Source organism: Cupriavidus sp. 2TAF22, from assembly GCF_052115045.1.
Taxonomy (GTDB): Bacteria; Pseudomonadota; Gammaproteobacteria; order Burkholderiales; family Burkholderiaceae; genus Cupriavidus.
This window is the reverse complement of record NZ_JBFRFX010000013.1, coordinates 1-25424: the sequence shown is the minus strand read 5'-3', so window position 1 is coordinate 25424 and position 25424 is coordinate 1. Positions and strand designations below refer to the sequence as shown.

The 25424-nt window shown below is 66.3% G+C and carries 21 protein-coding genes; 13 read left to right on the top strand and 8 right to left on the bottom strand.

Annotated features, from left to right (window positions below):
- Nucleotides 1-210: 210 nt before the first annotated feature.
- From AB4Z48_RS16575 to AB4Z48_RS16565, 3 genes are read right to left on the bottom strand one after another with little or no spacing between them, the layout of a single operon-like run.
- The gene (locus AB4Z48_RS16575) at nucleotides 211-1062 is read right to left on the bottom strand and encodes a molybdopterin-dependent oxidoreductase (protein WP_441615788.1); all 852 of its coding nucleotides are present in this window, start codon (nucleotides 1060-1062) and stop codon (nucleotides 211-213) included.
- A complete protein-coding gene (locus tag AB4Z48_RS16570) occupies nucleotides 1059-1706 on the bottom strand; it encodes a cytochrome b/b6 domain-containing protein (protein WP_441615786.1) in 648 nt (215 codons plus the stop codon). The genes AB4Z48_RS16575 and AB4Z48_RS16570 overlap by 4 nt, the downstream gene beginning before the upstream one ends.
- Nucleotides 1707-1717: 11 nt before the next feature.
- The gene (locus AB4Z48_RS16565) at nucleotides 1718-2371 is read right to left on the bottom strand and encodes a hypothetical protein (RefSeq protein WP_441615784.1); all 654 of its coding nucleotides are present in this window, start codon (nucleotides 2369-2371) and stop codon (nucleotides 1718-1720) included.
- A gap of 146 nt (nucleotides 2372-2517) precedes the next feature.
- On the opposite strand from AB4Z48_RS16565, the gene AB4Z48_RS16560 reads away from it, so the two are divergent.
- The 11 genes from AB4Z48_RS16560 to AB4Z48_RS16510 all read left to right on the top strand — a co-directional run bounded on the left by AB4Z48_RS16560 (nucleotide 2518) and on the right by AB4Z48_RS16510 (nucleotide 20079).
- Nucleotides 2518-3189 (top strand): heavy metal response regulator transcription factor, encoded by a 672-nt coding sequence (locus tag AB4Z48_RS16560; RefSeq protein WP_441615782.1) that lies wholly within the window; start codon nucleotides 2518-2520, stop codon nucleotides 3187-3189.
- The gene (locus tag AB4Z48_RS16555; RefSeq protein WP_441615780.1) at nucleotides 3186-4613 is read left to right on the top strand and encodes a heavy metal sensor histidine kinase; all 1428 of its coding nucleotides are present in this window, start codon (nucleotides 3186-3188) and stop codon (nucleotides 4611-4613) included. Before AB4Z48_RS16560 ends, AB4Z48_RS16555 begins: the two co-directional genes overlap by 4 nt.
- A gap of 575 nt (nucleotides 4614-5188) precedes the next feature.
- The gene (locus AB4Z48_RS16550; protein WP_441615778.1) at nucleotides 5189-5980 is read left to right on the top strand and encodes an ABC transporter permease; all 792 of its coding nucleotides are present in this window, start codon (nucleotides 5189-5191) and stop codon (nucleotides 5978-5980) included.
- On the top strand, nucleotides 5977-6639 hold the full coding sequence (locus tag AB4Z48_RS16545; RefSeq protein WP_441615776.1) for an ABC transporter ATP-binding protein: 663 nt from the start codon (nucleotides 5977-5979) through the stop codon (nucleotides 6637-6639). Before AB4Z48_RS16550 ends, AB4Z48_RS16545 begins: the two co-directional genes overlap by 4 nt.
- Nucleotides 6636-7739, top strand: a complete 1104-nt coding sequence (locus AB4Z48_RS16540; RefSeq protein WP_441615774.1) for a chain-length determining protein — start codon at nucleotides 6636-6638, stop codon at nucleotides 7737-7739. The genes AB4Z48_RS16545 and AB4Z48_RS16540 overlap by 4 nt, the downstream gene beginning before the upstream one ends.
- Nucleotides 7740-7741: 2 nt before the next feature.
- On the top strand, nucleotides 7742-9463 hold the full coding sequence (locus tag AB4Z48_RS16535; RefSeq protein WP_441615772.1) for an SLBB domain-containing protein: 1722 nt from the start codon (nucleotides 7742-7744) through the stop codon (nucleotides 9461-9463).
- A gap of 8 nt (nucleotides 9464-9471) precedes the next feature.
- Nucleotides 9472-10506 (top strand): galactosyltransferase-related protein, encoded by a 1035-nt coding sequence (locus AB4Z48_RS16530; RefSeq protein WP_441615770.1) that lies wholly within the window; start codon nucleotides 9472-9474, stop codon nucleotides 10504-10506.
- Between the two features lie 95 nt (nucleotides 10507-10601).
- A complete protein-coding gene (locus tag AB4Z48_RS16525) occupies nucleotides 10602-12668 on the top strand; it encodes a capsular polysaccharide biosynthesis protein (protein WP_441615768.1) in 2067 nt (688 codons plus the stop codon).
- The gene (locus AB4Z48_RS16520; protein ID WP_441615767.1) at nucleotides 12646-14064 is read left to right on the top strand and encodes a capsule biosynthesis protein; all 1419 of its coding nucleotides are present in this window, start codon (nucleotides 12646-12648) and stop codon (nucleotides 14062-14064) included. The genes AB4Z48_RS16525 and AB4Z48_RS16520 overlap by 23 nt, the downstream gene beginning before the upstream one ends.
- Nucleotides 14065-14157: 93 nt before the next feature.
- On the top strand, nucleotides 14158-18687 hold the full coding sequence (locus tag AB4Z48_RS16515; protein ID WP_441615765.1) for a CDP-glycerol glycerophosphotransferase family protein: 4530 nt from the start codon (nucleotides 14158-14160) through the stop codon (nucleotides 18685-18687).
- Between the two features lie 156 nt (nucleotides 18688-18843).
- Complete coding sequence (locus AB4Z48_RS16510; protein WP_441615763.1) at nucleotides 18844-20079, top strand: hypothetical protein; 1236 nt, start codon at nucleotides 18844-18846, stop codon at nucleotides 20077-20079.
- A gap of 44 nt (nucleotides 20080-20123) precedes the next feature.
- Here AB4Z48_RS16510 and AB4Z48_RS16505 read toward each other — a convergent pair whose 3' ends face one another.
- On the bottom strand, nucleotides 20124-20780 hold the full coding sequence (locus tag AB4Z48_RS16505; RefSeq protein WP_441615761.1) for an acyltransferase: 657 nt from the start codon (nucleotides 20778-20780) through the stop codon (nucleotides 20124-20126).
- A gap of 153 nt (nucleotides 20781-20933) precedes the next feature.
- Nucleotides 20934-22145, bottom strand: coding sequence for a globin domain-containing protein (locus AB4Z48_RS16500; RefSeq protein ID WP_441615759.1), 1212 nt, complete (start codon nucleotides 22143-22145; stop codon nucleotides 20934-20936).
- Between the two features lie 283 nt (nucleotides 22146-22428).
- On the opposite strand from AB4Z48_RS16500, the gene AB4Z48_RS16495 reads away from it, so the two are divergent.
- Nucleotides 22429-22953 (top strand): RrF2 family transcriptional regulator, encoded by a 525-nt coding sequence (locus AB4Z48_RS16495; protein ID WP_441615757.1) that lies wholly within the window; start codon nucleotides 22429-22431, stop codon nucleotides 22951-22953.
- 160 nt (nucleotides 22954-23113) lie between these two features.
- A complete protein-coding gene (locus AB4Z48_RS16490; protein ID WP_441615755.1) occupies nucleotides 23114-23551 on the top strand; it encodes a carboxymuconolactone decarboxylase family protein in 438 nt (145 codons plus the stop codon).
- A gap of 83 nt (nucleotides 23552-23634) precedes the next feature.
- Here AB4Z48_RS16490 and AB4Z48_RS16485 read toward each other — a convergent pair whose 3' ends face one another.
- The 3 genes from AB4Z48_RS16485 to AB4Z48_RS16475 all read right to left on the bottom strand — a co-directional run.
- On the bottom strand, nucleotides 23635-24093 hold the full coding sequence (locus tag AB4Z48_RS16485; RefSeq protein WP_441615754.1) for a cupin domain-containing protein: 459 nt from the start codon (nucleotides 24091-24093) through the stop codon (nucleotides 23635-23637).
- A 16-nt stretch (nucleotides 24094-24109) separates the two neighbouring features.
- Nucleotides 24110-24547 (bottom strand): carboxymuconolactone decarboxylase family protein, encoded by a 438-nt coding sequence (locus AB4Z48_RS16480; RefSeq protein WP_441615752.1) that lies wholly within the window; start codon nucleotides 24545-24547, stop codon nucleotides 24110-24112.
- 158 nt (nucleotides 24548-24705) lie between these two features.
- The coding region (locus AB4Z48_RS16475; RefSeq protein ID WP_441615750.1) for an aminotransferase-like domain-containing protein at nucleotides 24706-25424 on the bottom strand (719 nt) is incomplete at its 5' end.

Below are 25424 nucleotides of genomic sequence, written 5' to 3'. Positions count from 1 at the left end.
CGGCGGCCGGGCGGATGCTCTCGATCTTACGCACGAGTGACCGCGCTGGGAATCCTTGCTGGCCCCGGACGGCGTGTCTTTGGTGATAAATGTGTGCGTAGCGCCATATTTGGCGGCGGGCGCGTGGCTGTCTGGCGCGGGGAACCGCCTGTGCGTCACCTGCCGCTAGTCACTTTTTCAGGTCCGGGCCAGGTCCTGGGCCAGGCTCTCTCAGATCCCGCTGAACCAGTTGTAGCCCTGGTCTTCCCAGTAGCCGCCGGGATTCTCGTTGGTCACGAACAGCGCGGCGATATGCTTGGGGTTCTTGAAACCGAGCTTGGTCGGCACGCGCAGCTTGAGCGGATAGCCGTACCTGGCAGGCAACGGTTCGCTGCCGAAATCCAGCGCCAGCATGGTCTGCGGGTGCAGTGCGGTTTCCATGTCGAGGCTGGAGTAATAGCGGTCCGCGCACTTGAAGCCGACATAGCGCGCGGTGGTGTCCGCGCCGATACGCTGCAAGAAGGTCCGCAACGGCACGCCGCGCCATTCACCGACGGCGCTCCAGCCTTCGATGCAGATATGGCGGGTGATCTGGCCAGCCTGCGGCAGCGCGCGCAATTGCGCCAGGCTCCAGCTGCGCTTGTCGGCGACCAGGCCGGAGACTTCCAGCTGGTAGTCGTTGCCGTCTACCTCGGGTACGTCGAACTCCTGGTAGAAGGCGTTGAAGGGGAAGGGCTGCGTGATCTGGCTGCGCGCATAGGTGGGCGCCAGCCGGTCGCGGCTGAACAGCCAGGCCTGCACGCGGTCGTTCCAGCGCGACATGGACCATAGCACCTTGTCCACGGTGTCGCCGTCCTGCAGCGTGCAGCCGGCCAGCATGGATACGGCACCGAGCGAAAGCGATGAGCGCAGGAACATGCGCCGCTGCAGCCGCGGCTTGAAATCCGCCGCGCTGATGCGCTCCCGCGAGGGCGTGGCGATGGCGGCGCCTGCCGCGCGCGGTTCGCCTGCGGAGCGCGCGGTGGCGGGGATATCCTGGGTAACGGGACGCGCGATCCGCGTCTTTCCGGACGGCTCGCTCATGCTTCGGCTTCTCCATGATGACCGCGCCCCGCGCGGCCCGTGAACATCGGCAACAGGGTCGACGGTACCGCGATGACGAGCACCAGGTGCACCACGACAAAGGCGACGATCCCGGCCATGGCGCCGAAGTGCACATAGCGGGCCGTATCGAAGCCGCCGAACAGGTTCGCCAGCCAGTACAGCTGCACGGGCTTCCAGATCGCCAGGCCGGAGGCCACCACCAGCGCGCCGAGCAGGAGCACCGCCACGTACATCAGCCTTTGCACCGCGTTGTACACGCCGGGCCGGTGCGGCAGGCGCAGGCGCAGCGCAAGGCCCGCGTCGCGCAGCGCGGCGCGCGCGCTCAGGGGCAGGAAATGCCGGCGGAAGTGCCGCGTGGCGAAGCCATGGCCGAGGTAGAGCAGGGCATTGGCGCACAGCAGCCACATCGCGGCGAAATGCCAGGCGATGGAGCCGCCCAGCCACCCCCCCACCGTCGCCCACGCAGGAAAGCGGAAGGCGAACAAGGGCGACGCGTTGTAGATGGCCCAGCCGCTCATCACCATGCACGTCATGGCGAAGGCGTTGATCCAGTGCGCGGCGCGCACGGCCAGCGGGTGGACGATGGCACGCCGCGCGGCGCGGGCGGGGGTTGGCTTGTGCATGGCCGGTGACCTTACATCGGCGGCACGACGCCGTTCTTGCCGGCCGAGATGAAGCGCGCGGTCAGCGCGCCGTCCGGTGCCTTGGCGGCGAACAGCACGACATGCGTGCCCGGCACCAGCAGCGAGCGGTCGCCGGGTTCGAGATTGACGATAGGCACGTCGACCGGGATCACGATGCGCTTTTCGCCTTCGGGATACTTCACGGTAATGGTGCGGCCGTTGCTGACCACCACGCTGCCGACCGTGCCGTTGGTCATGCTGCTGTTCTTGCCCAGGTCCCATGCGCGATGGCCTTCGCCGCTGCCGCGCATGCTGGGCGGGAACACGTGTACTTCGAGCGCTTTGAGCGAACCGTCGGCCTGTGGCACCGCGGCCGAGCCGATATAGCTGCCGGCCTTGATCTCGTCGATCTTGGCGAGGGTCACGCCGCGCACCGCGGTGTCCTTGCCCAGGCCGATGTCGAGCTCCTGGCCCGAGCGGGTGCGCACCTTCAGCGTGTCGCCGGCAAAGGCCGTCACGGTGCCGCGCACGCCGGTGGGCGCGCTGGCCGGGGCGGCGGCCGGGGCCGCTTGGGCCAGCGCCGCGGGGGCGCCTGCAATCGCGGCGCCGGCCAGCATGGCGGCGGCCAGTACGGTACGCGTCAACTTGCTCGAAACGATCTTCATTCTGGCACTCCGTGCAGTGAAAGGTGCGGGCCAGATTAGGGCTCGAAAGCGGTCGTCCGAGTGACCGTTTGATGACAAAAATGTCATCAGCGGCGGGCTCGCGGTGGCTAGAATGGCAGCACACCAGCCGAACCGATTTGCGCATCATGAGCATCCTCGTCATCGAAGACGATCCCAAGACCGGCGACTACCTCAGGAAAGGGCTGCGCGAAAGTGGCTATGCCGTGGACCTCGCGCGCACTGGCACCGACGGGCTGCACATGGCGCTGGAGCACGCCTACGACCTGATCGTGCTCGACGTGATGCTGCCCGGCATCGATGGCTGGGAGATCATGCGCACCTTGCGCGCGCGGCGCGACCTGCCGGTGATCTTTCTGACCGCGCGCGATCATGTCAATGACCGCATCCACGGCCTCGAGCTCGGCGCGGACGACTATCTCGTCAAGCCGTTTTCGTTCATCGAGCTGGTGCTGCGCATCCGCACGCTGCTTCGGCGCGGCGTGGTGCGCGAAGCCGAGCTGTTCGAGTTCGCCGACCTCAAGCTCGATGTCATGCGCCGCAAGGTCACCCGCCAGGGCGTCGAGATCGCGCTGACCAACAAGGAGTTCCTGCTGCTGCACCTGCTGGTCAAGCGCCAGGGCGAGGCGCTGTCGCGCACGCTGATCGCCTCGGAAGTCTGGGACATGAACTTCGACAGCGACACCAACGTCGTCGATGTGGCGATCAAGCGGCTGCGCGCCAAGGTGGACCAGCCCTTCGAGAAGAAGCTGATCCATACCGTGCGCAGCATCGGCTACACCTTCGGCGACAGCGCATGAACGCCCGGCCCAGGCGGGCGCCGTCGCTCACGGCGCGCACCACGCTGTCGTTCGCGCTGATCGCCTGCGTAGTGATCGGCGCGCTGGGCGCCTATTTCTACCAGTCCGTCAAGACCTCGATGGAAGCGCGCGCCGATCTCCAGCTGATCGGGCGTGTCACGCATTTCCGCCGGCTGGCCAGCAACGTCTATACGGTCTCGGAACTCAAGGACCGTCCGCTGCTGTTCGAGACCATGCTCGGCGCCGAGCGCGACGTGCTGATCTTCCGCAAGCCGGGCGAGCCGCCGTTCATCCACGTCAACCCGGATGGGCTCGAAGTGCCGGCGGAACTGGGCCCGCTGATGCCGGGCGACGGCGTCGGCCTCACGCCGGACAGCATCCTGCGCACGCGGCTGGCCAACGGCGTGCCGATCCACTGGGCGGCGGCGCGCGCGCGTTCGAACGAAGACGGCAGCGTGGTCGAGGTGATCGCCGCGCATCCGCTGGGCAATGAAGTGCAGATGCTCGCCGCCTACCGCGACCGCGTGCTGCTGGGCACGCTGGTGGGCATGCTGGCGGCCACGGCGCTGGCCGTCGTTGCCATCCGGCGCGGGCTGCGGCCGGTGGGCAGCATTGCCGCGCGGGCCGCCGAGATCGGCCCCGCCAGCTTCACCGTTCGTCTCGACGAGCACGGCGCGCCGGCGGAACTGCACGGCCTGGTGCGGGCATTCAACGCGATGCTGGACCGGCTGGGTGAAGGCTACGAACGCCTCTCCCAGTTTTCCGCCGACCTCGCGCACGAGATCCGCACGCCGGTGGGCGCGCTGATCGGGCAGACGCAGGTCACGCTGAGCAAGGCGCGCCGGCCCGAGGAATACCAGGAACTGCTCGAATCCAACCTGGAAGAACTGAGCCGCCTCGGCAATATCGCCGAGAACATCCTGTTCCTCGCGCAGGCGGACCACGCGCGCCTGACCATCGAGCATGCAGCAGTGCCGCTGCAGGCCGAACTCAACAAGATCGCGGAGTACTTCGAAGGCCCGGCCGACGAAAAAGGCATGCGCTTCGAGATCGCGGCGGAGGGCACGCTCTGGGCCAATCCGCTGCTGTGCCGCCGGGCCATCAACAACCTGGTGGTCAACGCCGTGCGGTACGGCACCCCGGGCACCGTCATCCGTCTGAGCGGCGTGCACCAGGCCGGTGGCACCGTCGTTGCCGTGGAGAACCAGGGCGACGACATTCCGCAAGAGCAGTTGCACCGCCTGTTCGACCGCTTCTACCGCGGCGACGTGGCACGCAGCCAGGTGGCCGAATCCAACGGACTCGGACTCGCCATCGTCAAGGCCATCATGACCCTCCACGGCGGCCAGGCCGAAGCGACTTGTCCCGCGCCGGGACGCCTGCGCTTTGCGCTGCATTTCCCGCCCGCTTCGCCCACCGCATAGGCGCTTTCCGCGTTCCCGCGGGCCAGCCGGGCCCTGCGCGCATCTCGCGTTCCTTTCCCGCACCGGTCGTTCGCCAGTCCGCTGCCGACCGGCCCGGGGCGGCCTTGATACGTCCTGAGACGTCCTGATGCGTCCCTGATGCGTCCCTGATGCGTCCTCCCGCGCGCCCCTGACGCATTCCCTGCCGCGCCATCGCCGGGCCGCCACCAGCTCTCGCGCGATCCTGCCTATCAGACCATGCCGTATGGTCTGCGGGAAACTTGCCATATCTCGTTCGGACGTTTCCGCCCCTCAGACGGCCTCCGCGCTTGTACCATTTCTTCGGTCGCCATCGCGTGATTGCCGTGGCGAATTTCCGGAAGATCGCGGTGACGAAGCCGGGCGCCTCTTGCGCCAGGCTGAAGCAACGTTTCGTCTTAGCTACTGAAGTCCACCGGGCGTCCGGCAGCTTGCCGCGCGCCGCAGGCATTTCCCGACGCACCGTCCCCCTGCGCCGAAGGCTAGCGCGCTCCCGCGGCATTCTTCCGGGAAACCTTCCTGGCCGCCATTCGGTCCGGGGTCATTCTTGAGTCGGCATGCCTTCAATTCGTCTTCGTTCCCGGTTTTCCGTCGCCATCTCGGTATGGCACGCGCTGTTCCTGCGCGAGGCCAATGCGCGCCTGGCCACCGGCCGCGCCGCATGGCTGTGGCTGCTGCTCGAGCCCGTCATCCATATCGGCTTCCTGATGCTGCTGTTCGGCGTGGTGCGTCACGTGCTGATTCCGGGTATCGCGGCCAGCCTGTTCATCATGATCGGCATCCTGGGGTTCTTCCTCGTGCGCAACGTGGCCAGTCGGGGCGCCGAGGCCGTCAAGGCCAATGCCGCGTTGTTCGCGTATCGGCAGGTAAGGCCGGTCGATACGGTGCTGGTGCGTACCGCGCTCGAAGGCCTGCTCTACGGACTGGTGTTCGCCGTGCTGCTGGCGGCGTGCAGCCTGGCCGGGGTGGACGCGCTGCCGCGCGATCCGCTGCAAGTGCTGCTGGCCGCCGCGCTGCTGTGGCTGCTGGGCGCCGGGCTGGCATTGAGCCTGTCGGTGCTCGGCACGCTGGTGCCGGAGTTCGGCCGCATCGTCGGCCTGTTCTTCGCGCCGCTGTATTTCGTTTCGGCGGTGATGTACCCGGTCGCCAGCGTGCCGCGTCCGGTGCGCGACTGGCTGTTGCTGAACCCCATCCTGCACGGGCTCGAAGCCATGCGCGGCGGCTTTTTCTCGGCTTATCGGGGGCAGGACTTCGCCAGCCTGTCCTATCTCGCGGCCTGGTCCCTGTGCTCGGTCCTGTGTGGGCTTGCGTTGCAGCGCCGCTTCGCAGCGCGGCTGGTGGCGCAATGATCAGGATATCCGGCTTGCACAAGCGCTATCGCGGCGCGGCGGCGGACGCCTGGGTCCTGCACGATGTATCGCTGGAAATTGCCAGGTCCAGCCGCGTCGCGCTGATCGGCAGGAATGGCGCGGGCAAGTCCACGCTGCTGCGCCTGATCGGCGGGACCGACACGCCCAGCCGCGGCGAGATCGACCGGCGCTGCCGGGTGTCGTGGTCGCTCGGGCTTTCCGGTGGCTTCCAGGGATCGCTGAGCGGGCGGCAGAACGCCAAGTTCGTCTGCCGCATCCATGGCGGGCGGGCAGGCCTGGCAGACAAGCTTGCCTTCGTGCGGGACTTTGCCGAGCTGGGCGCGGCATTCGATGCGCCGGTCAAGACCTACTCCTCGGGAATGCGTTCGCGGCTGGCTTTCGCGCTGTCGATCGCGTTCGAGTTCGACGTGTACCTGGTGGACGAGCTGACCGCGGTCGGCGACGCCGCTTTCAACGCCAAGTCCCGCAAGGCCTTCGAAGCGCTCGCGGGCCGCGCGGGCCTGGTGATGGTGTCGCACAGCGAATCGACCTTGCGCGGCTTTTGCGACTCCGCGATCTGGCTGCACGAGGGCCAGGCCTACCGCTTCGACAGCGTGGACGAAGCCATGCGGGCATACAAGAAGAGCATGACAAGGTGAACAAGCTGTTGAGGGAAATCAGGCAGTGCGGCTGGCCGTGGCGCATCGCCATCGCCGCATCCATCCTGGCGATCGTCTACTGGGGCGTGGTTGCCGCCGACCGCTATGTGTCCGAAGCCAAGGTGGTGGTCGAGCGCAGCGATGCGGTAGGCGCCACCACGACCGACTTCTATGCTTCGCTGCTGGGCGCCAATGCGCCGCCGCGCGATCTGCTGCTGCTGCGCGAGTACCTGCTGTCCGTCGACATGCTGAACAAGCTCGATGCGACGCTCGCGCTCAAGGGCCACTACAGCGATCCGCGCCGCGACGCGCTGTCTCGCCTGTGGCCGGCGGATGCGTCGCTCGAACGCTTCCACGATTACTACCTCGGCCGGGTGAGCGTCGAGTATGACGACTACTCGCGCACCCTGGTCGTGCGCGCGCAGGCCTTCACGCCGGCGATGGCGCAGGCAGTGACGCGTGCGCTGGTAGAGGAGGGCGAACGCTTTATCAACGACCTCACGCATCGTGTGGCAGAGGAACAGGTCGTCTATATCGAGCGGCAGGCGCGCACGCAGGGCGAGCGCATGAAGGCCGACCGCCAGGCCCTGCTGGCGTACCAGAACGCCAACGGCATTGTCTCCCCGCGCGGCGACGTGGAGAGCCTGTCCGGCGTGGTGGCGGCCGCGGAGTCCGAGTTGGCGGACCTGCGCGTCAAGCGCGCCGCGCTCAAGGATGTCTATACCCCGCAGTCGCCGGCCATCCAGCAGCTCGACGCGCAGATCGTCGCCGTGCAGGCCCAGATCGGTGCCCAGCGCGCGCGCATGACCTCGTCGAGCGGCAAGGCGCTCAACCGGGTAGCGGAGCAGCAGGAACGCCTGCAGGCGGCGGCCGGGTTCAGCGAGGACCTCTACAAGACCGCGCTGAGCGTGCTGGAGAAAGCGCGCATGGAATCCACGCGCAAGCTCAAGAACGTGGCGGTGGTGCAAAACCCCACCCTGCCCGAATACCCGTTGCAGCCGCGCCGCCTCTACAACATCGTCGTGTTCGTGCTGGGCGCCCTGATGCTGGCCGGCGTGCTCCAGTTGCTCGGCGCCATCATTCGCGATCACCGGGACTAGCCATGCATCGTTTCCTCCTTGTCCTTCTGCTCGCCACGGCCATGCAAGGCGCGCACGCCCAGTCCGGCACGCGCGTCGACACCGGGCCCGGCTTCGCCGCCATGGCCGCGCAGGGCGGCCTGCCGCCGGCGGGCGCCACCGGCATGCCGGTGCAAGCCGCCACGCCCATGGTACCGGCGCATCCCGCGCAAGCCATGCCCGACAGCGCGCCGCAGAACGCCGACTACGGTGCCAACCTCGCCAGCGACGCCTTCGGCGCGCAGCTCTTCACCGGCGCCTTCAGCCGCGAGAGCGCAGCGGTCTTCAACCCCAGCCACGTCATCTCCGTGGGCGACCGCATCCAGCTGCGCATGTGGAACGGCTACAACCTCGACACCGTGCTCGCGGTGGATGCCGGCGGCAACATCCTGCTGCCCGAGATCGGCCCGTTCCGCGTGCAGGGCATCACCAACGCCAACCTGCAGGCCGCCGTCACCGCGGCGCTGCGCCGCGTGTTCGCCGGCCGCGTTTCCATCTACGCCAGCCTGCTGGCCGCGCAGCCGGTGCGCGTCTACGTCACCGGCGCCGTCTATCGACCCGGCATGTACGACGGCACGTCCAGCGACAGCGTGCTGCGCTACCTCGACCAGGCCGGCGGCATCGACCCCGAGCGGGGCTCCTTCCTGGACGTCGCCATCAAGCGCGGCACGCAGACCCTCGCCGTCGTCAATCTCTACGACTTCCTTCTCAAGGGCGAACTCGCCACCCGCCAGCTCAACAATGGCGACGTGATCTTCGTCCAGCCGCGCAAGCGCACCGTCAAGGTCGGCGGCCTGGCCGAGAACGCCAAGCGCTTCGAATTCCAGGGCGAGCAGGCCCGGCTCGACCAGATCGCCCGCCTGGCCAAGCCGCTGCCGCAGGCCACCAACGTGCGCGTGGTGCGCAACACCGGCACCATCCGCAATGTCGAATACTTCCCGATCTCCCAGGACCAGGAAATCATCCTGCACGACGGCGACGAAATCGAATTCACCGCCGACAAGCGCCCCGGCACCATCACCGTGCGCGTGGAAGGCGAGCACGCCGGCCCGCAGGAATTCGTGCTGCCCTACGGCAGCCGCATGGGCGAGCTGCTCAGCCAGGTCGCCTTCACGCCGCAGTCCGACGCCGACAGCATCCAGCTCTACCGACTCAGCGTCAAAGCCCGCCAGAAAGTGCTGCTCGGCACCGCGCTGCGCAGCCTTGAGTCCAGCGTGCTCACCGCCCGCTCCGGCACCGCCGACGAAGCCCAGTTGCGCAAGGAAGAAGCCGCGCTCGTGCTGCAATGGGTGGAACGCGCCCGCAAGATCGAACCCACCGGCCAGACCCTGATCGCCAAGTCCGGCACGCGTGACCAGCTGCTGCTGGAGAACGGCGACATCCTGCGCGTGCCGGTCAGGGACGGCCTCGTCATCGTCAACGGCGAAGTCCTGTTCCCCAACGCCGTCGCCTTCGATTCCGGCATGAGCGTGGCCGACTATATCGAGCAGGCAGGCGGCTACTCGCAGAACGCCGACAGCGCCCGCGTGATCGTCGCCCACCGGGACGGCAGCTTTACGGAAAGCAAGTGGGGCACGCAGGTGCGCTCCGGCGACGAGATCCTGGTGCTGCCGAGGGTGGACATGAAGACGCGGCAGTTTGCCAAGGATGTGTTCCAGATTCTTTATCAGTTGGCGATTTCGGCCAAGGTGGTGTTGGGGTTGTGATGGAGGTCATGCAAAAGCATCAGAGCGCCGATTCCTTGCTCTCCGCGGTGATACCGGTGGATCTGCTACGCCGGCCCGCGAGCTTGAAGGGCAGGGTGCTGGACCTGGCCCGGCATCCGGGCATGGCAAAGCTGAGGATGGTGGTCGCGCATAACGATCGTGGCAGTCGCCACGACCGGACGCTGGTCCGGAAGCTGGCGGCGTTTCCTCATGTCACGTTGGTATCGCGCGCCTTCCACGATGGCGCTGTCAATAGCGGCCTGCTGCGCAACCGTGCCGCCGAGCACGTCGATTCGGCCACGATGTTGCTGCTCGACGCCGATCTGTATCCGCTTCCCGACCTGTTCCTCGATAGCGCCCGCCTCGTCGCATCGGGGGCCGAGAAGCTGGTGGTGTTGCCGTGCCTGTACCTGACGAAATGGGCGAGCAGCCGGCTGCAAGCCGGCAGAGAGACGCCCGGCACGATCCTGGACGGCTATCTGTCGTTCCGTCGGCGGTATTTCCAGCACATGGCCAATCCGTCGTCGGTGGTAGTGCTGCGTACCAGGGACTACCGGGACCTGGGTGGCTTCGACGAGGCCTTCCACGGGCATGGCTACGAGGATTTCGATTTCATGCTGCGCCTGGCGATGCGCCACGAGCTGATTCCGCGCACGGAGGATCTGCTGAAGAACAAGAGCTTTCGTGCGCCGCTGCTGGCAGAGGGCTTTCGCAAATACCTTGGCAGGCTGAGCCTGCCGCGCCTGCTGGACAGGCAGGTGGTGTTTCACCTCTACCACGACAAGCCGCGCGGCGACGCCTACTACCACGCCCGCGCCGAGAATGCCGAACGGCTGCTGGGCAAGCTGAGGGCGTGGGTGGGCGGCGGCAATGTCACCGACACGGCGGCGGGCCATTTCCTGATCGAGGAGTTCTTTGCATGCTGCGGCGAGCGAGGTCTCGCGGCACAGGATTTTTTTGTGTTGTTCGACACTCGCCCTGGGCATGTGGACCGGCTCGGCGGCTGGATGGACCGGGCCAGGTACCTGCTGGGATTTCACTGATGGATGTCGAGCTGCGCCGCCGACAGCGTGGACGCGCCGATGGGAGAGGAACGATGGGCGGAACTGGCGGATGGGAAGGCAGGGCTGGAGAGAGCGTGGGCATCGTTTCGCCCGGGATTCTCATGATTCCCCACCTGGCGGCTTTTCTCGGCAAGCCATGCCGTGCCGTGCTGCGCCGGCGCCACGAAACCGGCGCGCTCGCCGCGGTAGCGGGCTGGGGCAGGCGGCCCAGCGCGCAGCGGGCGGTGCGGCTGGCGCGGGAACTGGAGCTGCCATACCTGGCGCTGGAGGATGGCTTCCTGCGTTCGGTCGCGCCGGGCAGCCGGGAGGCGCCCTTGTCGCTGGTGGTGGACGAGGCCGGCATTTACTACGACGCTCGCCAGCCGTCGCAACTCGAACTGTTGATCCGCGACACCGCGCCAGACCAGCCGGCGCTGGCCGAGGCGCAGCGCGGCCTTGCCCTGGTGGTGCGCCACCGGCTTTCCAAGTACAACCATGCGCCGGTGTTCTCCCTGCCACCGCGCAGCGTGTCGCGGCGCGTGCTGGTGGTGGACCAGACGCATGGCGACATGTCCGTGTTGCTGGGCGGCGCGGATGCCGAGACGTTTGCGGCCATGCTGCGGGCGGCGCTCGACGACGACCCGGGGGCAGAGGTTTGGGTCAAGACCCATCCGGAGGTCGTCTCCGGGCACAAGGCAGGCTATCTCGCACAAGGCAGCAGCGAGAATTCGCGGATACGCTGGCTGGCGCGGGATTGTTGTCCGCTCTCCTTGATCGAGCAGTTCGACCGCGTCTATGTCGTTACATCGCATATGGGCTTCGAGGCCCTGATGCTCGGAAAATCCGTCGTCTGCTTCGGCAAGCCGTGGTACGCGGGCTGGGGACTCACGGACGACCGGCACCCGGAGGGCGCCGCATTGCGCGCGCGGCGCGCGGGCCGCGACGGACAGCGTCCGCTCGCGCATTTGTTCCTGGCGGCCTACCTGCGCTACGCGCGTTATGCCCATCCTGTCAGCGGCCGCCCCGCCACGCTGTTCGACGCCATCGAATGGCTGGCGCGCAACAAGGCTGCGAACGAGCAGTGCCGGGGCACGTTCTATTGCGTCGGCATGAGCGCGTGGAAGCGCGCCATGGTCCGGCGCTTCCTGGATACGCCGTCGAGCCGGCTGAAGTTTGCCCGGGATCTTGCAGAAGATCAGATTGCGCGTTTGCCGGCCGGCGCGCGGCTTGTGGTGTGGGGCAGCCGCAATCCCGCACTGCGGGCATATGCGGCCGCGGCGGCCATTCCCGTATTGCGCGTGGAGGATGGTTTCGTCCGTTCCGCCGGGCTCGGCTCCGACCTGCACGGCCCGCTATCGCTGGCGCTGGACGGGCCGGGCATCCATTACGACCCGCGGGAGCCGTGCCTGCTCGAAACCATGCTGGCCACGGTCGCGCTCGGCGAGGCCGAGTGGCTGCGGGCGATGCGCTTGCGTGAAAGCCTGGTGCGCCAAGGTATCAGCAAGTACAACGTGGGCGGGGGCTTCTCCCTGACCCCGCAGAGCGCCGGACGCAAGGTGCTGCTCGTGGCCGGGCAGGTGGAAGGCGACGCATCGCTGCTGGACGGATCGCCGGCGATCCAGCGCAATCGAGATCTGCTGGCCACGGTGCGCGCGGAAAACCCGCAGGCGTGGATTGTCTACAAGCCGCATCCCGATGTGGTGGCCGGGAATCGCCCGGGCCGCATCGATGCCGATGAACTGCACGCGCTGGCCGATCAGACCGCCGCGCAGGCAAGCATCAATGCCTGCATCCAGGCAGCGGACGCCGTGCATGTCATGACATCGCTGGCCGGATTCGAAGCCCTGCTGCATGGCAAGGAGGTGCATTGCCATGGGCAGCCGTTCTATGCAGGCTGGGGCTTGACGGTGGACAGGCTGGCGATATCCCGGCGGTCTCGCCGCCTGTCGGTGGAGCATCTGGTCTATGTCGCGCTGTGCTGCTATCCGCGTTATCGCCTGCCCGGCATCGACGGCTTCTGCGCGGCCGAGGACGTGGTCGCACACCTGGCGGAGCGCTCGCGGGGCCCGCGGGCGATCGGCAGCCACTGGCTTTGGCGGCAGTGCCGCAAGGCACGTGAACTGGCGAAGACATTCAGGTTTGCCTATCGCGGTGGATGGTAGCCGGTGCGGGATTCCGGTGGCAGCAAGTATGGGGAGTAAAGCTATGTATGCATCTCGGTCAGGGAGAGAATATTCAGGCGGTGCGCAGGCGCAGCCCGCCCGGGCTGCCTTCCAGCGGCTGGCGCAGTATCGTCGCATCCTGCTGCTGCAGGGACCGAACGGGCCGTTCTTCGCGCGCTTGCGGGATCAACTCGCCGCTGCGGGCTGCGAAGTCTGGAAAGTCAATTTCAACGGTGGCGACGACCTCTTTTACCGCGGCCGCAACGTCCTTCGCTTCCGCGGGGCCATGGCGTCGCTGGCAGGTTTCCTGCAAGCCACGCTGCGGGAAAAGCGCATCGATGCCGTCATAGCGTTCGGTGACTGCCGGCGTCCGCACCGCATCGCCGCGCGCGCTGCCGCGCAGGCAGGCATTGCCTTCTGGGTGTTCGAAGAAGGCTATATCCGGCCGGACCACATCACGCTCGAAGCCGGTGGCGTCAACGCGCGCTCGGGGCTGGCGCCGATGCGGGCGCAGCAGATGCCGGCCGTGCGGATGCCCGCTGCGGGACGCCACTTCCGCCATGCCTTCGCCTGGATGGCCTGGTACTCGTTCTGGTATTTCGCCGCCGGCGTGGTCGCCTCCGCGAATTATCCGCATTACCGCCATCACAAGCCGTTTGGCATCAGGGAACTGGCTTGCTGGATAAGGGCCGGATACCGCAAGCATGCGTACCGGTGGCTTGAGCGGCCTCAGGTGCGACACCTGTTTTCGGGCGAACCGGAGCCATTCTTCGTCGTGGCACTGCAGGTCTACAACGACAGCCAGATCCGCGCCGCCAGTCCGTGGCGGCGCGTAGGCGATTTTATCGAGTGGACGATGTTCTCGTTCGCCAGGCATGCGCCGCGGGACAGCGTGCTCGTCTTCAAGCATCACCCGATGGATCGTGGCCATACGGACTATGCGGGCACGATCCGCAGTTGCGCGCGCCGCTTTGGCGTGGAAGGGCGGGTGCGCTATGTCCATGATGCGCACTTGCCGACGTTGCTGCAGCGTTGCCGGGGACTGGTGACGATCAACTCGACCACTGGTTTGCAGGCGCTTTTCCACGGTGTGCCGGTGATCGCGCTGGGGCGCTGCTTCTATGCAAAAGAGGGCGTGACCTTCCAGGGCGCGCTGGACCAGTTCTGGTCGGCGTCCAGGCAGGTCGACGTGGCCGCCTGCCAGCGGCTGCGCGGATACGTGGCCTATGCCTCGCAGATCAATTCCTCGTTCTACGCGGACACGACGCTGGATGAATACGCGGTGCCCGCCGCCCGGACGAGACGGCTCGGCGCGCAGTTGGGGTGCCTGGCCAGCCTGCTGATACTGGATCTGCTGAGCGGGCCGGCAAGGGAGATCCTGCCCGGCATCGGATAGCCGCGCGGCCCGGCACGGGAATTTGGAAACGGGACGGGGAGCCGAGCGAGGCTCGGCATCGGCGGGGAAGCCAGAAAGACTTGAGTAAGAGAAATGATCAATAGGAAACTGAGGAAGTTGCGGCGGGACCCGAGGTTGTTTTTCGTCGACATGTATCTGAAGCGGGCGCGCGGCATGCGCAAGTACATGCGGGACCTCGGGCTCGTGCAGCCGAGGCGCCAGCCCGGGCACGACCGGTACACCGTTGTGTCGGCGGTCTACAACGTGGGCAAGTACCTGGACGAGTATTTCGCCAGCCTGGTCAATCAGGAACTCGACTTCATCCGCCATATCGATGTGGTCGTGGTGGACGACGGCTCGACCGACGACTCCGCCACGAGCATCGAAAGATGGCGCAGGCGGTATCCGGGCAACATCCGCTACATCCACAAGGAAAACGGCGGCCAGGCTTCGGCCCGCAACCTTGGGCTTCAGCATGTCCGGACGGACTGGGTGACGTTTCTCGATCCGGATGATTTCGTCGATTCTCGCTTCTTTCTCGAAGCCGATGATTTTCTGCACCGCCATCGCAACAGCCGCGTGAAGATGGTCGCGTGCAACCTGGTTTTCTATCACGAGAGCGGGAAGCAATACAGCGACACGCATCCGCTGCGCTACCGCTTCGCCGCAGGCGAGCAGATACTGGACCACCATGACCTGAAGAAGAATTTCCAGTTGTCGGCAAGCTCGTCGATCTTTTCGGTACAGGACATCAGGAAAGCCGGGTTGGCGTTCGACGAGTCCGTCAGGCCGAACTTCGAGGACGGCCTCTTTATCGGGCTGTTCCTCGCCAGCTTGCGACAAGGAACGGTGGGATTCCTGCCGAAAGCGATCTACTACTATCGCAAGCGCGAGGACGGCAGCTCCACGCTGGATTCCTCGTGGACCCATCCCGGCCGCTACGGAGCCGTGCTCCAGAACGGCTATCTCAAGTTGCTGGAAACCTGCATGCGGGAACTGGGCCATGTTCCGGTCCATGTGCAGAGGACGATCGTCTACGACATGGTCTGGTATGTCCGCCAGATAGTCGATCGACCCGACGTCGTCGGGTTCCTCTCGCCCGAGCAGAAATCGCGCTTCGAGGAACTGGTCCGCGCAGTATTTCGCCATATCGACAGAAAGACCATCCAGGATTTCGAGCTGGCCGGCTGCTGGTTCTATCACAAGGTGGGCATGCTTGCGTGCTTCAAGGGCTTGCCGCCGCAGCAACAGATCGCCTATGTCGAATCGTTCGATGCCCCCAAGAGGCAGGTCCAGATCCGTTACTTCTGCCATGCGCAGGATGTCGAGATCGTCACGCTGGACGGCGTGGAGCGGATTCCGGCCTTCGCCAAGTCCGTCGGGCACGACTTCGTGAACAGCAGTTTCGTTTGCGAGCGGCGGTTGTGGATCCACCTGCCTCGGGATACGGGTACGCTCAGGCTGCATGTGGGCGACCAGCAGGCGCGCATCAACCTGGCTGGTGCGCAGCACCGCGACGGCGTGCCGGCAAGCGCCATCGTTGAGCATTTCGCGGCGGCTGCGGCGAAGCCGGATAGCGGCAACGCCTATGCCGGGGCCTGGCTGGTGATGGACCGGGACATTCAGGCCGATGACAATGCCGAGCATTTCTACCGTTATCTGTTGCACGCGCGCCCGGAGCGCGAAGCCTATTTCGTGTTGCGCAAGGACTCGCACGACTGGCGGCGCCTGCAGCAGGACGGGTTCCGGCTCCTGGCCTTCGGCAGCGAGGAACACAAGCGGGCGCTGCGCACTTGCGCCAAGCTGATCAGTTCCCACGCGGATGTCTACGTCACCGACTACCTCGGGCCGAAGACGCTGGACGGCAAGCATTTCGTCTTTCTCCAGCACGGTGTCATCAAGGACGACCTGTCGGGCTGGCTGAACCGCAAGCGCAGGATCGACTGCTTCGTCACCACGAGCCGCTTCGAGTACGAGTCCATCGCCGGGGATGGCTCTCGCTATAAGTACGGACGCAAGGAAGTGGTGCTGACCGGGCTGCCGCGCCATGACAAGCTGTTGTCCTGCGCGCGCGAGGACAAGATGATCTTGATCATGCCGACCTGGCGCAAAAGCGTCGTGGGCCAGTCCACCGTGGCCGGCAGCGCGCGTGGCCTCAATCACGATTTTTCCGAGACACGCTTTGCCAGGGCATGGGGCGGCCTGCTGCGCAGCGAGGCGCTGCGCCGGCTCAGCGAGCAGTATGGCTACGCCGTGGTGTTTTTCCCGCATGCCAATATCCAGCCGTACATGGCGCAATTCCACATACCCGCCTTCGTCAAGGTGATCGGGCATGCGGCCGCCGGCATCCAGCCATTGCTTGGTGCGGCGTCGCTCATGATCACCGACTATTCCTCGGTCGCGTTCGACATGGCGGTACAGGGCAAGCCCACCATCTACTACCAGTTCGACGAGGATGAGATATTTTCCGGCCTGCATACCTATGCGCCGGGCTACTTCGACTATCGGCGCGACGGCTTCGGCCCGGTGGCCGTCAGCGAGGCGGCGCTGCTTGAGGCACTGGGACGGATGCTGGCCAGCGGATGCCGGCCGGATCCGGAGGTCAGCGCCCGGATCGACGCGACCTTTCCGTTTCGGGACGGCCGCAACTGCGAGCGGACTTATCAGGCGGTGGTGGCGCTGGACCAGCCCTATGACGAAGCGCAGGCCGATCCGCACACGTTGCGGGGCTATGCCGCGCAGGCCAGCGCAGGCAGGCGATGGCGGTTGGCCGAGCAACGCTGGTCGGCGTTGCTACAGCACGACTGCGGCAGCATGCGCGCCGCCGCACGGCTAGCGCTGGCGCAGGCGCTCAGGGAGCAAGGCAAGCTGGGCCGGGCACGAGCGGTTATCGAGGCCGATTCCGCCGGCGATGCCATCCATTCAGCGCCCGGGCGGCGCGAGCGGGCGGAACTGCTTACCGCCGAACACGACTGGGCGTCCGCCGCGCAGGCGTGGCAGGCATTGGTCGCAGACGATGCATCGGCACTGGCCGGATTGTTGATCTGCCATGTGCCGCAACGCCGGGGGCATGAGGCGGCCCGGCTTCTGTCTTCCCCGGCCTATGGCCAGCTTTCTGCACACATGCAATTGCTGTGCCGCGCGTTGGCCCACGCGGCGGGCGGTGACTGGCGGCAGGCGGCCGAGGCCCTGCGATCGGCAATGCCGGCATTCTCGCTCACGGAACTCCGGCGCTACAAACCCCATCTGGTGCTTGCGCAGGCCTACCGGCACGAGAAGAACTTCGACCGCGCGCATCAGCAATTGGTCGCCTACGAAAAGCATACCGCGAGCGATCCGGCCTGCCGCTGCGAGATCGCCCGCCTGGCCAGCGTGCGGGGCAACTGGGAGAAAGCTGCCCGTCAGATCGCCCTGGCTTTCCCCGACATTGCTGACATGCCGCTCAGCCTTGCCGTGCGCTACGTCCAGGCATTGCGCAAGAGCAGCAAGATCAATTCCGCGCGTGAAGCAGTGGCGCTCTTGCTGCCGCGGCGCCGCGACAGTGCCGCACTGCGTGTCGAACATGCCGAGGTGGCCATGGCGGCGCAGCGTTGGGACGAGGCGGTCGAGGCCTGGCAAGCGGTGCAGTCGGACGTGGAAGACGTTGCCTGCAGGCTGGCGCAGGCGTACGAGGCCGGCGGGAAGCCGGAGCAGGCATGGAAGGCGCTGGCCGCGCCGCAGGCCACGCGAGCTCGGACGCTGGACGAATGGCGGCTGGTGGCACGGCTGGCTCCGCCCGGTGGCGAGCGCTGGGCGTGCCTGATGGGGGAGCCAGGGATCGCAGAGAGCTTGCCGCTGGCGTTCCGGATTGGCAACCAGGCTGGTGTGCTTGCGCAGCAACAGCGCTGGCCCGCGCTCATAGCGTGCTTGCGCAATGAGATCGACGGGCTTGCCGATGCAGAGATCAAATCGTTCGGCTTGCGTGGGCTGCTGGCGCGGGCTTACCGCAACATGGGGGATCCGGACGCGGCACAGGCACAGCTGCTGGCGGGCGAGAGACAGTCCCCGGGCGACGCCGTGTGCCAGCTGGAAAGCGCGATGCTGGCATTCGACCGCAAGTCATGGTCGAAGGCCGTCGCGGGATTCGAACAAGCGTTCCCGGACGCGGCGGTAATGCCGGAAGCCGTTGCCTGTGCCTATCTGCGGGCGCTGCGTTATCAGAATCAGTTCGACAAGGCGCGGGCGGTGCTGTCGATTCTGCTGGCGCACTATCCCGATAGCGCGGCGATGCAGATGGAGGACGGCGAACTCGCTCTCGCCCGCCGTGACTGGGAGCGTGCGGTCGCGGTCTGGAAGTCGCTGCTCGACGGGCCCGAGGTGGCACCGTACCGGCTGGCGCGGGCATACCGCATGACCGGTCGCGTGGAGGACGCCATGAAGGTTCTGCGCCGGCGCGGAGTGCGGGGACCGAATTGCGCGCAGGAGTGGCTGCTGCGCGCGGAAGTCGCTCAGCTTACGAGGAACTGGAGCGAAGCGGCCGCAAGCTGGTCTGCCTTGCTCAGGTTTCACGCCGACGAGGCACCCGCGCACAGCTGGGACCAGCTCAACGCCTCCAACCTGTTGAGCGCGATGAAACGGGCGTGAAGGCGACATGGCGCAAGTCCGGGGCGGGAAGCGTCCGGCAGCCGGGAGGCGCTGCCGCGGGATGACTCGATCCGGCAGCGGCCGCCAGAGCGTGCGAGCCGGGATGGCGGCGTAGTGGAATTGTGGGAGGAACTGGAAACTTTGCGAGGACAGGACATGAAAGAGCAGAAGCGCATGGTGGACGGCATCGAGGTCACCTTCAGGCGCAAGCGCCGCAAGTACGATGCCAGGCATCTCATCGTGGTGTTTTCCGGCTTCGGGCTTGGCGAGTTCACCTATGATTTCGAGCACGCGTTGCAGGACTGTCCGGCCGACGTATTGTGGATCAAGGACCAGTTTGACGGCCATTGTGCGTACTACGTGTGCAAGGACATGGATTTCAGCATCGAGGCGGCGGTATTCGCGCTGATCGACGCCGTGCTCGACGAGCTTGGGCTCACGAAGAACCAGTGCACGCTGGCGGGATTTTCCAAGGGAGGCTCAGCCGCCCTGTACTTCGGCATGAAGCACGGGTTCGACAACATTGTTGCCACCGTGCCGCAGTTTCGGATCGGGTCGTATATCGCGCGCAACTGGCCCGTCGTGGCCGCCCATATGATGGGGGAGGCGGATGAGGAGAAGGTCCGGGTGCTGGATCGCCTGCTGCCCGAGGCGCTCGCCGGCGCCGCCTGCGACAACAAGAACGTCTACCTGCTGACCTCGCCGTCCGACCCGCAGTTCGCCGCGGAAATCGTGCCGAACCTGGGCGGCTTTGTCAGATGCTCGAACTTCAACCTGCTGGTCTCGCGTTCGCGCCTGGTGCGCGAGCACAACCAGGTCACCCAGCATAATGTCCCGCTGCTGCTCGGCATCTTCTACAGCCTGGCGGCGGGCGCCGTACCGCGCTTTGGTTATACGGAGATGATCGGAGACGATGCCGGGCCACCGACGTATCCGGAGGTGACGCCGATCGCCGCGCTGCGGCGCGTCCGCATCGAGGGCGGCAGGTTATTTCCCGAAGGTGTCGCCGTGCTGCGTGGCCTTAGCTGTGGCGAGTACCAGGACATATCTTCTTTTCTGATACTCCACGGCGGCCCTGGCGACATCGAGATTCCGCTTGCCAAGGCCAATCGGCCGGGCTTGACACGCGAACTCTATGATGGCGGCTTCGTCAACTACGACAAGGGCTGGTTCTGCACCTACCAGCACAAGGGCGTGGACTTGGCGGAGGTGCCTGCGGGCGAATACAGGGTGTCGCTGCGGATCCATTGCCAGGGCGTGACGCGAACCAGCGCGATGATGTCGGCTGCGCAGGTCGATGTGCAAGGACCCGCCGGTACGCATTTGCTGCGCCTGTTCACGAGCGGGGGCCTGGTTCATTTGGTGAAGACCCCGCTGGCCGGCACGCCGTAAGAAGGACAACGGCGCCCGCCTCAATCGTCCTTGGTGCGATGCCACTATGGAGATTTGTCGACGGCATGCACATTCGGCTTGTAGTACGGCTTGCTTAGGGTCAGGTGGGGTCGCTCCCAGGCGCAGTTGCGGCGAATGACCTTGGCGGGGATACCCGCCGCCACGCAGTTGTTCGGGATCGTGCCCTTGACCACGCTACCCAGCCCGATGACGCTTCCGTCTCCGATCTGCGCGCCGCCCAGAACCACGGAGCGCGCGCCCAGCCACACATGGTCGCCTATGTGGATGGGGCGCGGGAGGTTGATACGCTCGCCGCTATCGACATCGAAGATGGGGTGCGCGTCGTCGGCCCGGATCTCGATGCCGGAGGCGAGCATGCAGTCATTGCCAATGGCAACGGTTGCATACTCGGCGGTCGAGATATAGCAGTCCGAAGTACACGTGACGTGGTCGCCTATGGCGACCTTGCTGTAGTGTCCGACGCGGATTGTTCCTTTGAATGCGTTGTTGCCTATTTCGCAGTACCCATGATCGCAGTCAAACATGATCGTCAGACCCGGCAGCAGGGCGTCAGGTTTGACGACCAGCGTATTGTGCTGTCCCCTGAACAGGACCTTGACGCCGCGATCCAAGGTCTTCTCGTAGCGTACTGTGTTGCCGGCGTCGTCCTGGTAGTTCTCAAGTCTGGTAAGTGTTCGCATCGGGAGATCTGGCTTGGTGTCCTCTGGTCTCCCGATTAGATGCTGGATGCCCCGGGCAGATGGTCGGAAAATTTTGATTCGCCGCCTGGATCGTTCCGAAAATTGCCTGCGCGCCGTAGCCGGCCATCGCCAGCATCGGCCCGGGCCATCCCCTTACAACAACCCGTCCAGCAGATCCGGCCCGAACACCTCGCGGTGCACGCGCTCGGCCTTCACGCCGCGCGCTTCCAGCGCGGCGCGTTGCGCCTGCATGAAGGGCAGCGGGCCGCAGAGGTAGAAGTCCGCGTCGGCGAGGTCGTCGCCGGCGAAGATGGCGTCGATGTCCATGCGGCCGGGCAGGGCGGGCTGGGCCAGGAACTCGGCTTGCTCTCCGGATTCCAGGAAGAAGTGCGTGCGCAACTGGGGCAACTGGCGTGCGGCGTGCCTGACGTCCTTGATATGGGCGACGTGCGAGACCATGCGCGCGGCGTGGCCGAAGACGACCTTGCGGGCGGGGTTGCGCTGGGCGACGGCGTTGAGCGCCGAGATCATGGGCGTGACGCCGACGCCGGCGGAGAGCAGCACGATCGGGGTGCTGGGCTCGATGCTGGGCGCAAAGTCGCCGAAGGGCTGGCTGACCATCAGGACGTCGCCTACCTTGGCGTTGTCGTGCAGCCAGCTGGAGACCGCGCCGGCGGGCAGGTCGGCACCGTCGCCGCGGTCGCGCTTGACGGAGATGCGCCAGGTGCGGCCGTTGGGCGCGTCGGACAGGCTGTACTGGCGCTGCTGGAAGACGCCGTGCGACAGTTCCACCACCACGGAGATGTACTGGCCGGGCAGGAAGTCGACCAGCGTGGTGCCGCCGACGGCTTCGAAGGTGAAGGATGTGATGTCGGCGCTTTGTTCTTCGCGGGCGATGATGCGTACCGGCTGGCGATGGTCGGGGCCGGTGTTGGCGCGCTCGTACAGGCGGGTCTCGGCGGCGATCAGTTCGGCGGCGAGCAGCCAGTAGGCTTCGTCCCAGGCGGCGACGAGTTCGGGCGTGGCGGCGTCGCCAAGCACTTCGCCGATGGCGCCGATCAGGTGGCGGGCGACGACGGCGTAGTGGCTGGGCTTGATGCCGACCGAGGCGTGCTTGTGCACGATGCGGCTGACCACGGGGGCCAGCGCGCTGTTGTCGCCATAGTTGGCGGCATAGGCGAACACGGCGGAGGCGAGCGATTGCTGCTGCGAACCATTGGCCTGGTTGCCCATGTTGAACAGGTTGGTCAGCTCGGGCCTGTCGGCGAACATATTGCGATAGAACGTGGTGGTAATGGCAAGGCCATGTTCCCGCAGGACGGGTACGCTCGCATCGATCAGGGGTCTCGATTTTTCGGACAGCACGGCAACCTCCAAAGATATACAGTTAATGCAACAAATAAGACGAATGGGTCCGCAACGTTGGGCGGTGGTGGCGTGCGATCTCGATCTGTTCGCGACGCCCTGGAACCCATTTTATTAAACATGCATTTGCTGTGCAACATAAATTTGCGGCATTGCAAAAGATGCATGAAGTGTCCATGTTAGACTGCGCCTGCCGTCACCCGAGGGCGCAACGCCCGCAGCAGGCGCTTCCTGGCTGCCACGCAAATCGCATCACGATCCGCACGGCGGAGGAGCACTTTCCATGAGACTGACCGACTACACCGACTACAGTCTGCGGACCCTGATCTACGTCGCGGTCTACCCGGGCGAGCTCGTCACCATCCAGCGTATCGCCGATGCGTTCGACATTCCCAAGAACCACTTGATCAAGATCGTGCAGAAGCTTGGGCAGGCTGGCTTCCTGCACACCGTGCGCGGGCGCGCGGGCGGCATCGAGCTGGGCCGGCCCGCGGCCGAGATCAACGTGGGGGAGGTGATCCGCACCATGGAGTCGGACTTCAGCCTGGTGGAGTGCTTCCAGGGCGACGACAACCATTGCGTGATCACGCGCGTGTGCGGCCTGCGCGGGGTGCTTTCCGCGGCGCTGCGGGCCTACTTCGAAGTGCTGGACTCCTATAGCCTGCAAGACCTGGTGGAGAAGCCCGCGGCGCTGAGCCGGGCGCTTGGCCCCGACGGCGCGGACACGGTGGTCGGCATTCCCGTCAAGAGCGTGACGCGCAAGGCGCGCGCCGCGCCGGCGGTGCCCGGCGAGAACGGTCCCGCCTAGCCGGCGCCGCCTGCCGGGCGGCGGTGCCGCGGGCAGCTGGCACTGGCTACCCCAAATGGCCACCAAATGGCCACCAAATGGCTATTGTCGACGCGGCCAGCCGAAACTAGGCTGTGCCATGGGTCCGGCCGTCCGGCCGGGCCGCGCAGGGGAGACAGGGATGGCATTGCGCCTCGACAGTTACCGGGCCAACCGGACCAGCACCGAACTATTGCTTCGCCTCGACCGGCGCAGCGAGCGCTACCGGCTCGAGCATTCGCTGGCGGACCTGGTGCGCCTGCGGGTATCGCAGATCAACGGCTGCCCCTATTGCATCGATCTGCACTCCGCGCGAGCACGCAAGGACGGCGAGATGGCGATACGGATCGATTTGCTGGAAGTGTGGCGCGAGACGACGCTCTATACCGACCGCGAGCGGGCGGCGCTGGCGTGGGCCGAGGCGGTGACGCGCGTGGCCGACACGCATGTGCCGGACGAGGTCTGGGATGCGGTGCGGCCGCAGTTTTCCGAGCGGGAGATGGTGGACCTGACCTTGCTGGTCACGGCGGTCAATAGCCTGAACCGCTTCGGTATCGCGTTCCGCCGCGCGCCCGCCTAGGCGTGGCGAGGGCGGCAGGCAAGCGATGCGCGGGCGTGATGGGCCGGACGGCGGCTCCCCCGCGCGCAGCCCGTTCCCGCGGCTTACTGAGGTAGCGGGCGCTTGATCGGCTCGCCTTCGGCGGCGATGGCGAATACCAGCAACCTGGCCGGCCTGGTCTTGCTGGCGTTGCGCGTGACGAGGTGCTGCGCGCCGGGCGGCTCGTACCAGCTCTGGCCCCTGGCGTAGGTCTTGGCCGGCTCGCCGCCGAGCTGCGACACCACTGAGCCTTCGAGCACGTAGGCGAAGATCGAGCCTGGATGGACGTGCGGCGTGGATTCCTGGCCGGGCGCGAAGGTGACCGTGGCCAGCAGCACGTTCTTGCCGCCTGCTTCCGGAATCGCCTGCTTCATTACCGGCTGCACGCTTTCCTCGGCGTGGCCGGGCTTGCCGTCCGGCGTGTGGGCGCGGGCCTGGCCGGCGCCGGCCAGGGCCAGCATGGCCGGCACGAAGGCGGCGATGATGAGGCGGGGCATCGCCCGCCCGCTGTTCGAACGGGTCATGATCGGCGTCTCCCGCTCAGGCCGGCAGCTTGCGGAACGAGATGGCGAAGCGGTTCCAGCTATTGATGGCGGAGATCAGCAGTGTCAGGTCGACCAGTTCGGCATCGTCGAAGTGCGGGCGCACGGCGTCCCAGGCAGCGTCGGGCACATGGCTTTCGGAGACCAGCGTGACGGCCTCGGTCCAGGCCAGCGCGGCCTTCTCGCGCTCGCTGAAGAACGGGGTTTCGCGCCAGACCGACAGGGTGGCCAGGCGGCGGTCGTCTTCGCCGCCCTTGCGCGCGTCGGTGGTATGCAGGTCGACGCAGTAGGCGCAGCCGTTGATCTGCGAGGCGCGCAGGCGCACCAGTTCCACCAGCGGTTTTTCCAGCCCGCTCTTGGCGATGCGCTCTTCCAGGCCGATCAGGGCCTTGATGGCGGCGGGGCTGGCTTTGTAGAAGTCGAGACGTTGTTCCATGCTTTGCTCCTCGTTTGCGCCGCCGGGATGGGGCGCGACAGGAACAAGATTAGGACGCGTACTGGCTATTCAAAAGAGCCAGTTTTCTGTAATTTGAGGTAACCAGTGGCGCGGCCGGGCGGTACACGGACCACGTGCCGGCCGCCCTCACGCCGCCATCACGCCGCCATCACGCCGGCCAGCTTTTCCATGCCGGCATGGATGTCGGCGACGCCGATGCCGCCATAGCCGAACAGCAGCCCCGGCTCGGCCTGGCGCCCGGCGTACATGCCGGAGATGCCGTACAGGCCGATCGAGGCCGCCGCGGCGCGCACGATCAGCGCGCGCTCGTCCTCGCCCGTCTTCAGGTGGGCGGCCAGGTGGATCCCCGCGGCTGGCGCATGGGCCGTGAACCACGGCGCCAGCGGGCCGTTTAGGTGCGCGAGCAGGGCCTCGCGGCGCGCGGCGTATTCCTTGTGCATGCGTCGCAGGTGCTTGGCGAAGTAGCCGTCGAGCATGAACTTGGCCAGCGCCGTCTGGGTCATGGTGCAGCTGTGCCAGTCGCCCGCCTGCTTGGCGCGGCGCATGGCGTTGCCGAGCGGGGCCGGGGGGATCACGTAGCCGATCCGCAGCTCGGGGAAGATGGTCTTGGAGAAGCTGCCCACGTAGGCCACCACGCCGGCGTTGTCCAGGCTCTTGAGCGACTCCATCGGCCGGCCCATGAAGCGGAATTCGCCGTCGTAGTCGTCTTCCACCACCAGCGCGCCGCGCCGCTGGGCCCATTCCAGCAACGCCATCCGGCGCTCCAGGCTCATCGCCATGCCGAGCGGGAACTGGTGCGAGGGCGTCACATAGACGATGCGCGCATTGTCCGGCAGCGCGTCCACGACCAGCCCGT

Excerpts from the sequence above, each read along its gene's own strand:
- AB4Z48_RS16505 (WP_441615761.1), bottom strand. The coding sequence starts at position 20,780 with ATGCGAACACTTACCAGACTTGAGAACTACCAGGACGACGCCGGCAAC.
- AB4Z48_RS16555 (WP_441615780.1), top strand. The coding sequence starts at position 3,186 with ATGAACGCCCGGCCCAGGCGGGCGCCGTCGCTCACGGCGCGCACCACG.
- AB4Z48_RS16480 (WP_441615752.1), bottom strand. The coding sequence starts at position 24,547 with ATGGAACAACGTCTCGACTTCTACAAAGCCAGCCCCGCCGCCATCAAG.
- AB4Z48_RS16560 (WP_441615782.1), top strand. The coding sequence starts at position 2,518 with ATGAGCATCCTCGTCATCGAAGACGATCCCAAGACCGGCGACTACCTC.
- AB4Z48_RS16530 (WP_441615770.1), top strand. The coding sequence starts at position 9,472 with ATGCAAAAGCATCAGAGCGCCGATTCCTTGCTCTCCGCGGTGATACCG.
- AB4Z48_RS16570 (WP_441615786.1), bottom strand. The coding sequence starts at position 1,706 with ATGCACAAGCCAACCCCCGCCCGCGCCGCGCGGCGTGCCATCGTCCAC.
- AB4Z48_RS16485 (WP_441615754.1), bottom strand. The coding sequence starts at position 24,093 with ATGACCCGTTCGAACAGCGGGCGGGCGATGCCCCGCCTCATCATCGCC.
- AB4Z48_RS16545 (WP_441615776.1), top strand. The coding sequence starts at position 5,977 with ATGATCAGGATATCCGGCTTGCACAAGCGCTATCGCGGCGCGGCGGCG.
- AB4Z48_RS16535 (WP_441615772.1), top strand. The coding sequence starts at position 7,742 with ATGCATCGTTTCCTCCTTGTCCTTCTGCTCGCCACGGCCATGCAAGGC.
- AB4Z48_RS16495 (WP_441615757.1), top strand. The coding sequence starts at position 22,429 with ATGAGACTGACCGACTACACCGACTACAGTCTGCGGACCCTGATCTAC.
- AB4Z48_RS16515 (WP_441615765.1), top strand. The coding sequence starts at position 14,158 with ATGATCAATAGGAAACTGAGGAAGTTGCGGCGGGACCCGAGGTTGTTT.
- AB4Z48_RS16575 (WP_441615788.1), bottom strand. The coding sequence starts at position 1,062 with ATGAGCGAGCCGTCCGGAAAGACGCGGATCGCGCGTCCCGTTACCCAG.
- AB4Z48_RS16490 (WP_441615755.1), top strand. The coding sequence starts at position 23,114 with ATGGCATTGCGCCTCGACAGTTACCGGGCCAACCGGACCAGCACCGAA.
- AB4Z48_RS16550 (WP_441615778.1), top strand. The coding sequence starts at position 5,189 with ATGCCTTCAATTCGTCTTCGTTCCCGGTTTTCCGTCGCCATCTCGGTA.
- AB4Z48_RS16510 (WP_441615763.1), top strand. The coding sequence starts at position 18,844 with ATGAAAGAGCAGAAGCGCATGGTGGACGGCATCGAGGTCACCTTCAGG.
- AB4Z48_RS16565 (WP_441615784.1), bottom strand. The coding sequence starts at position 2,371 with ATGAAGATCGTTTCGAGCAAGTTGACGCGTACCGTACTGGCCGCCGCC.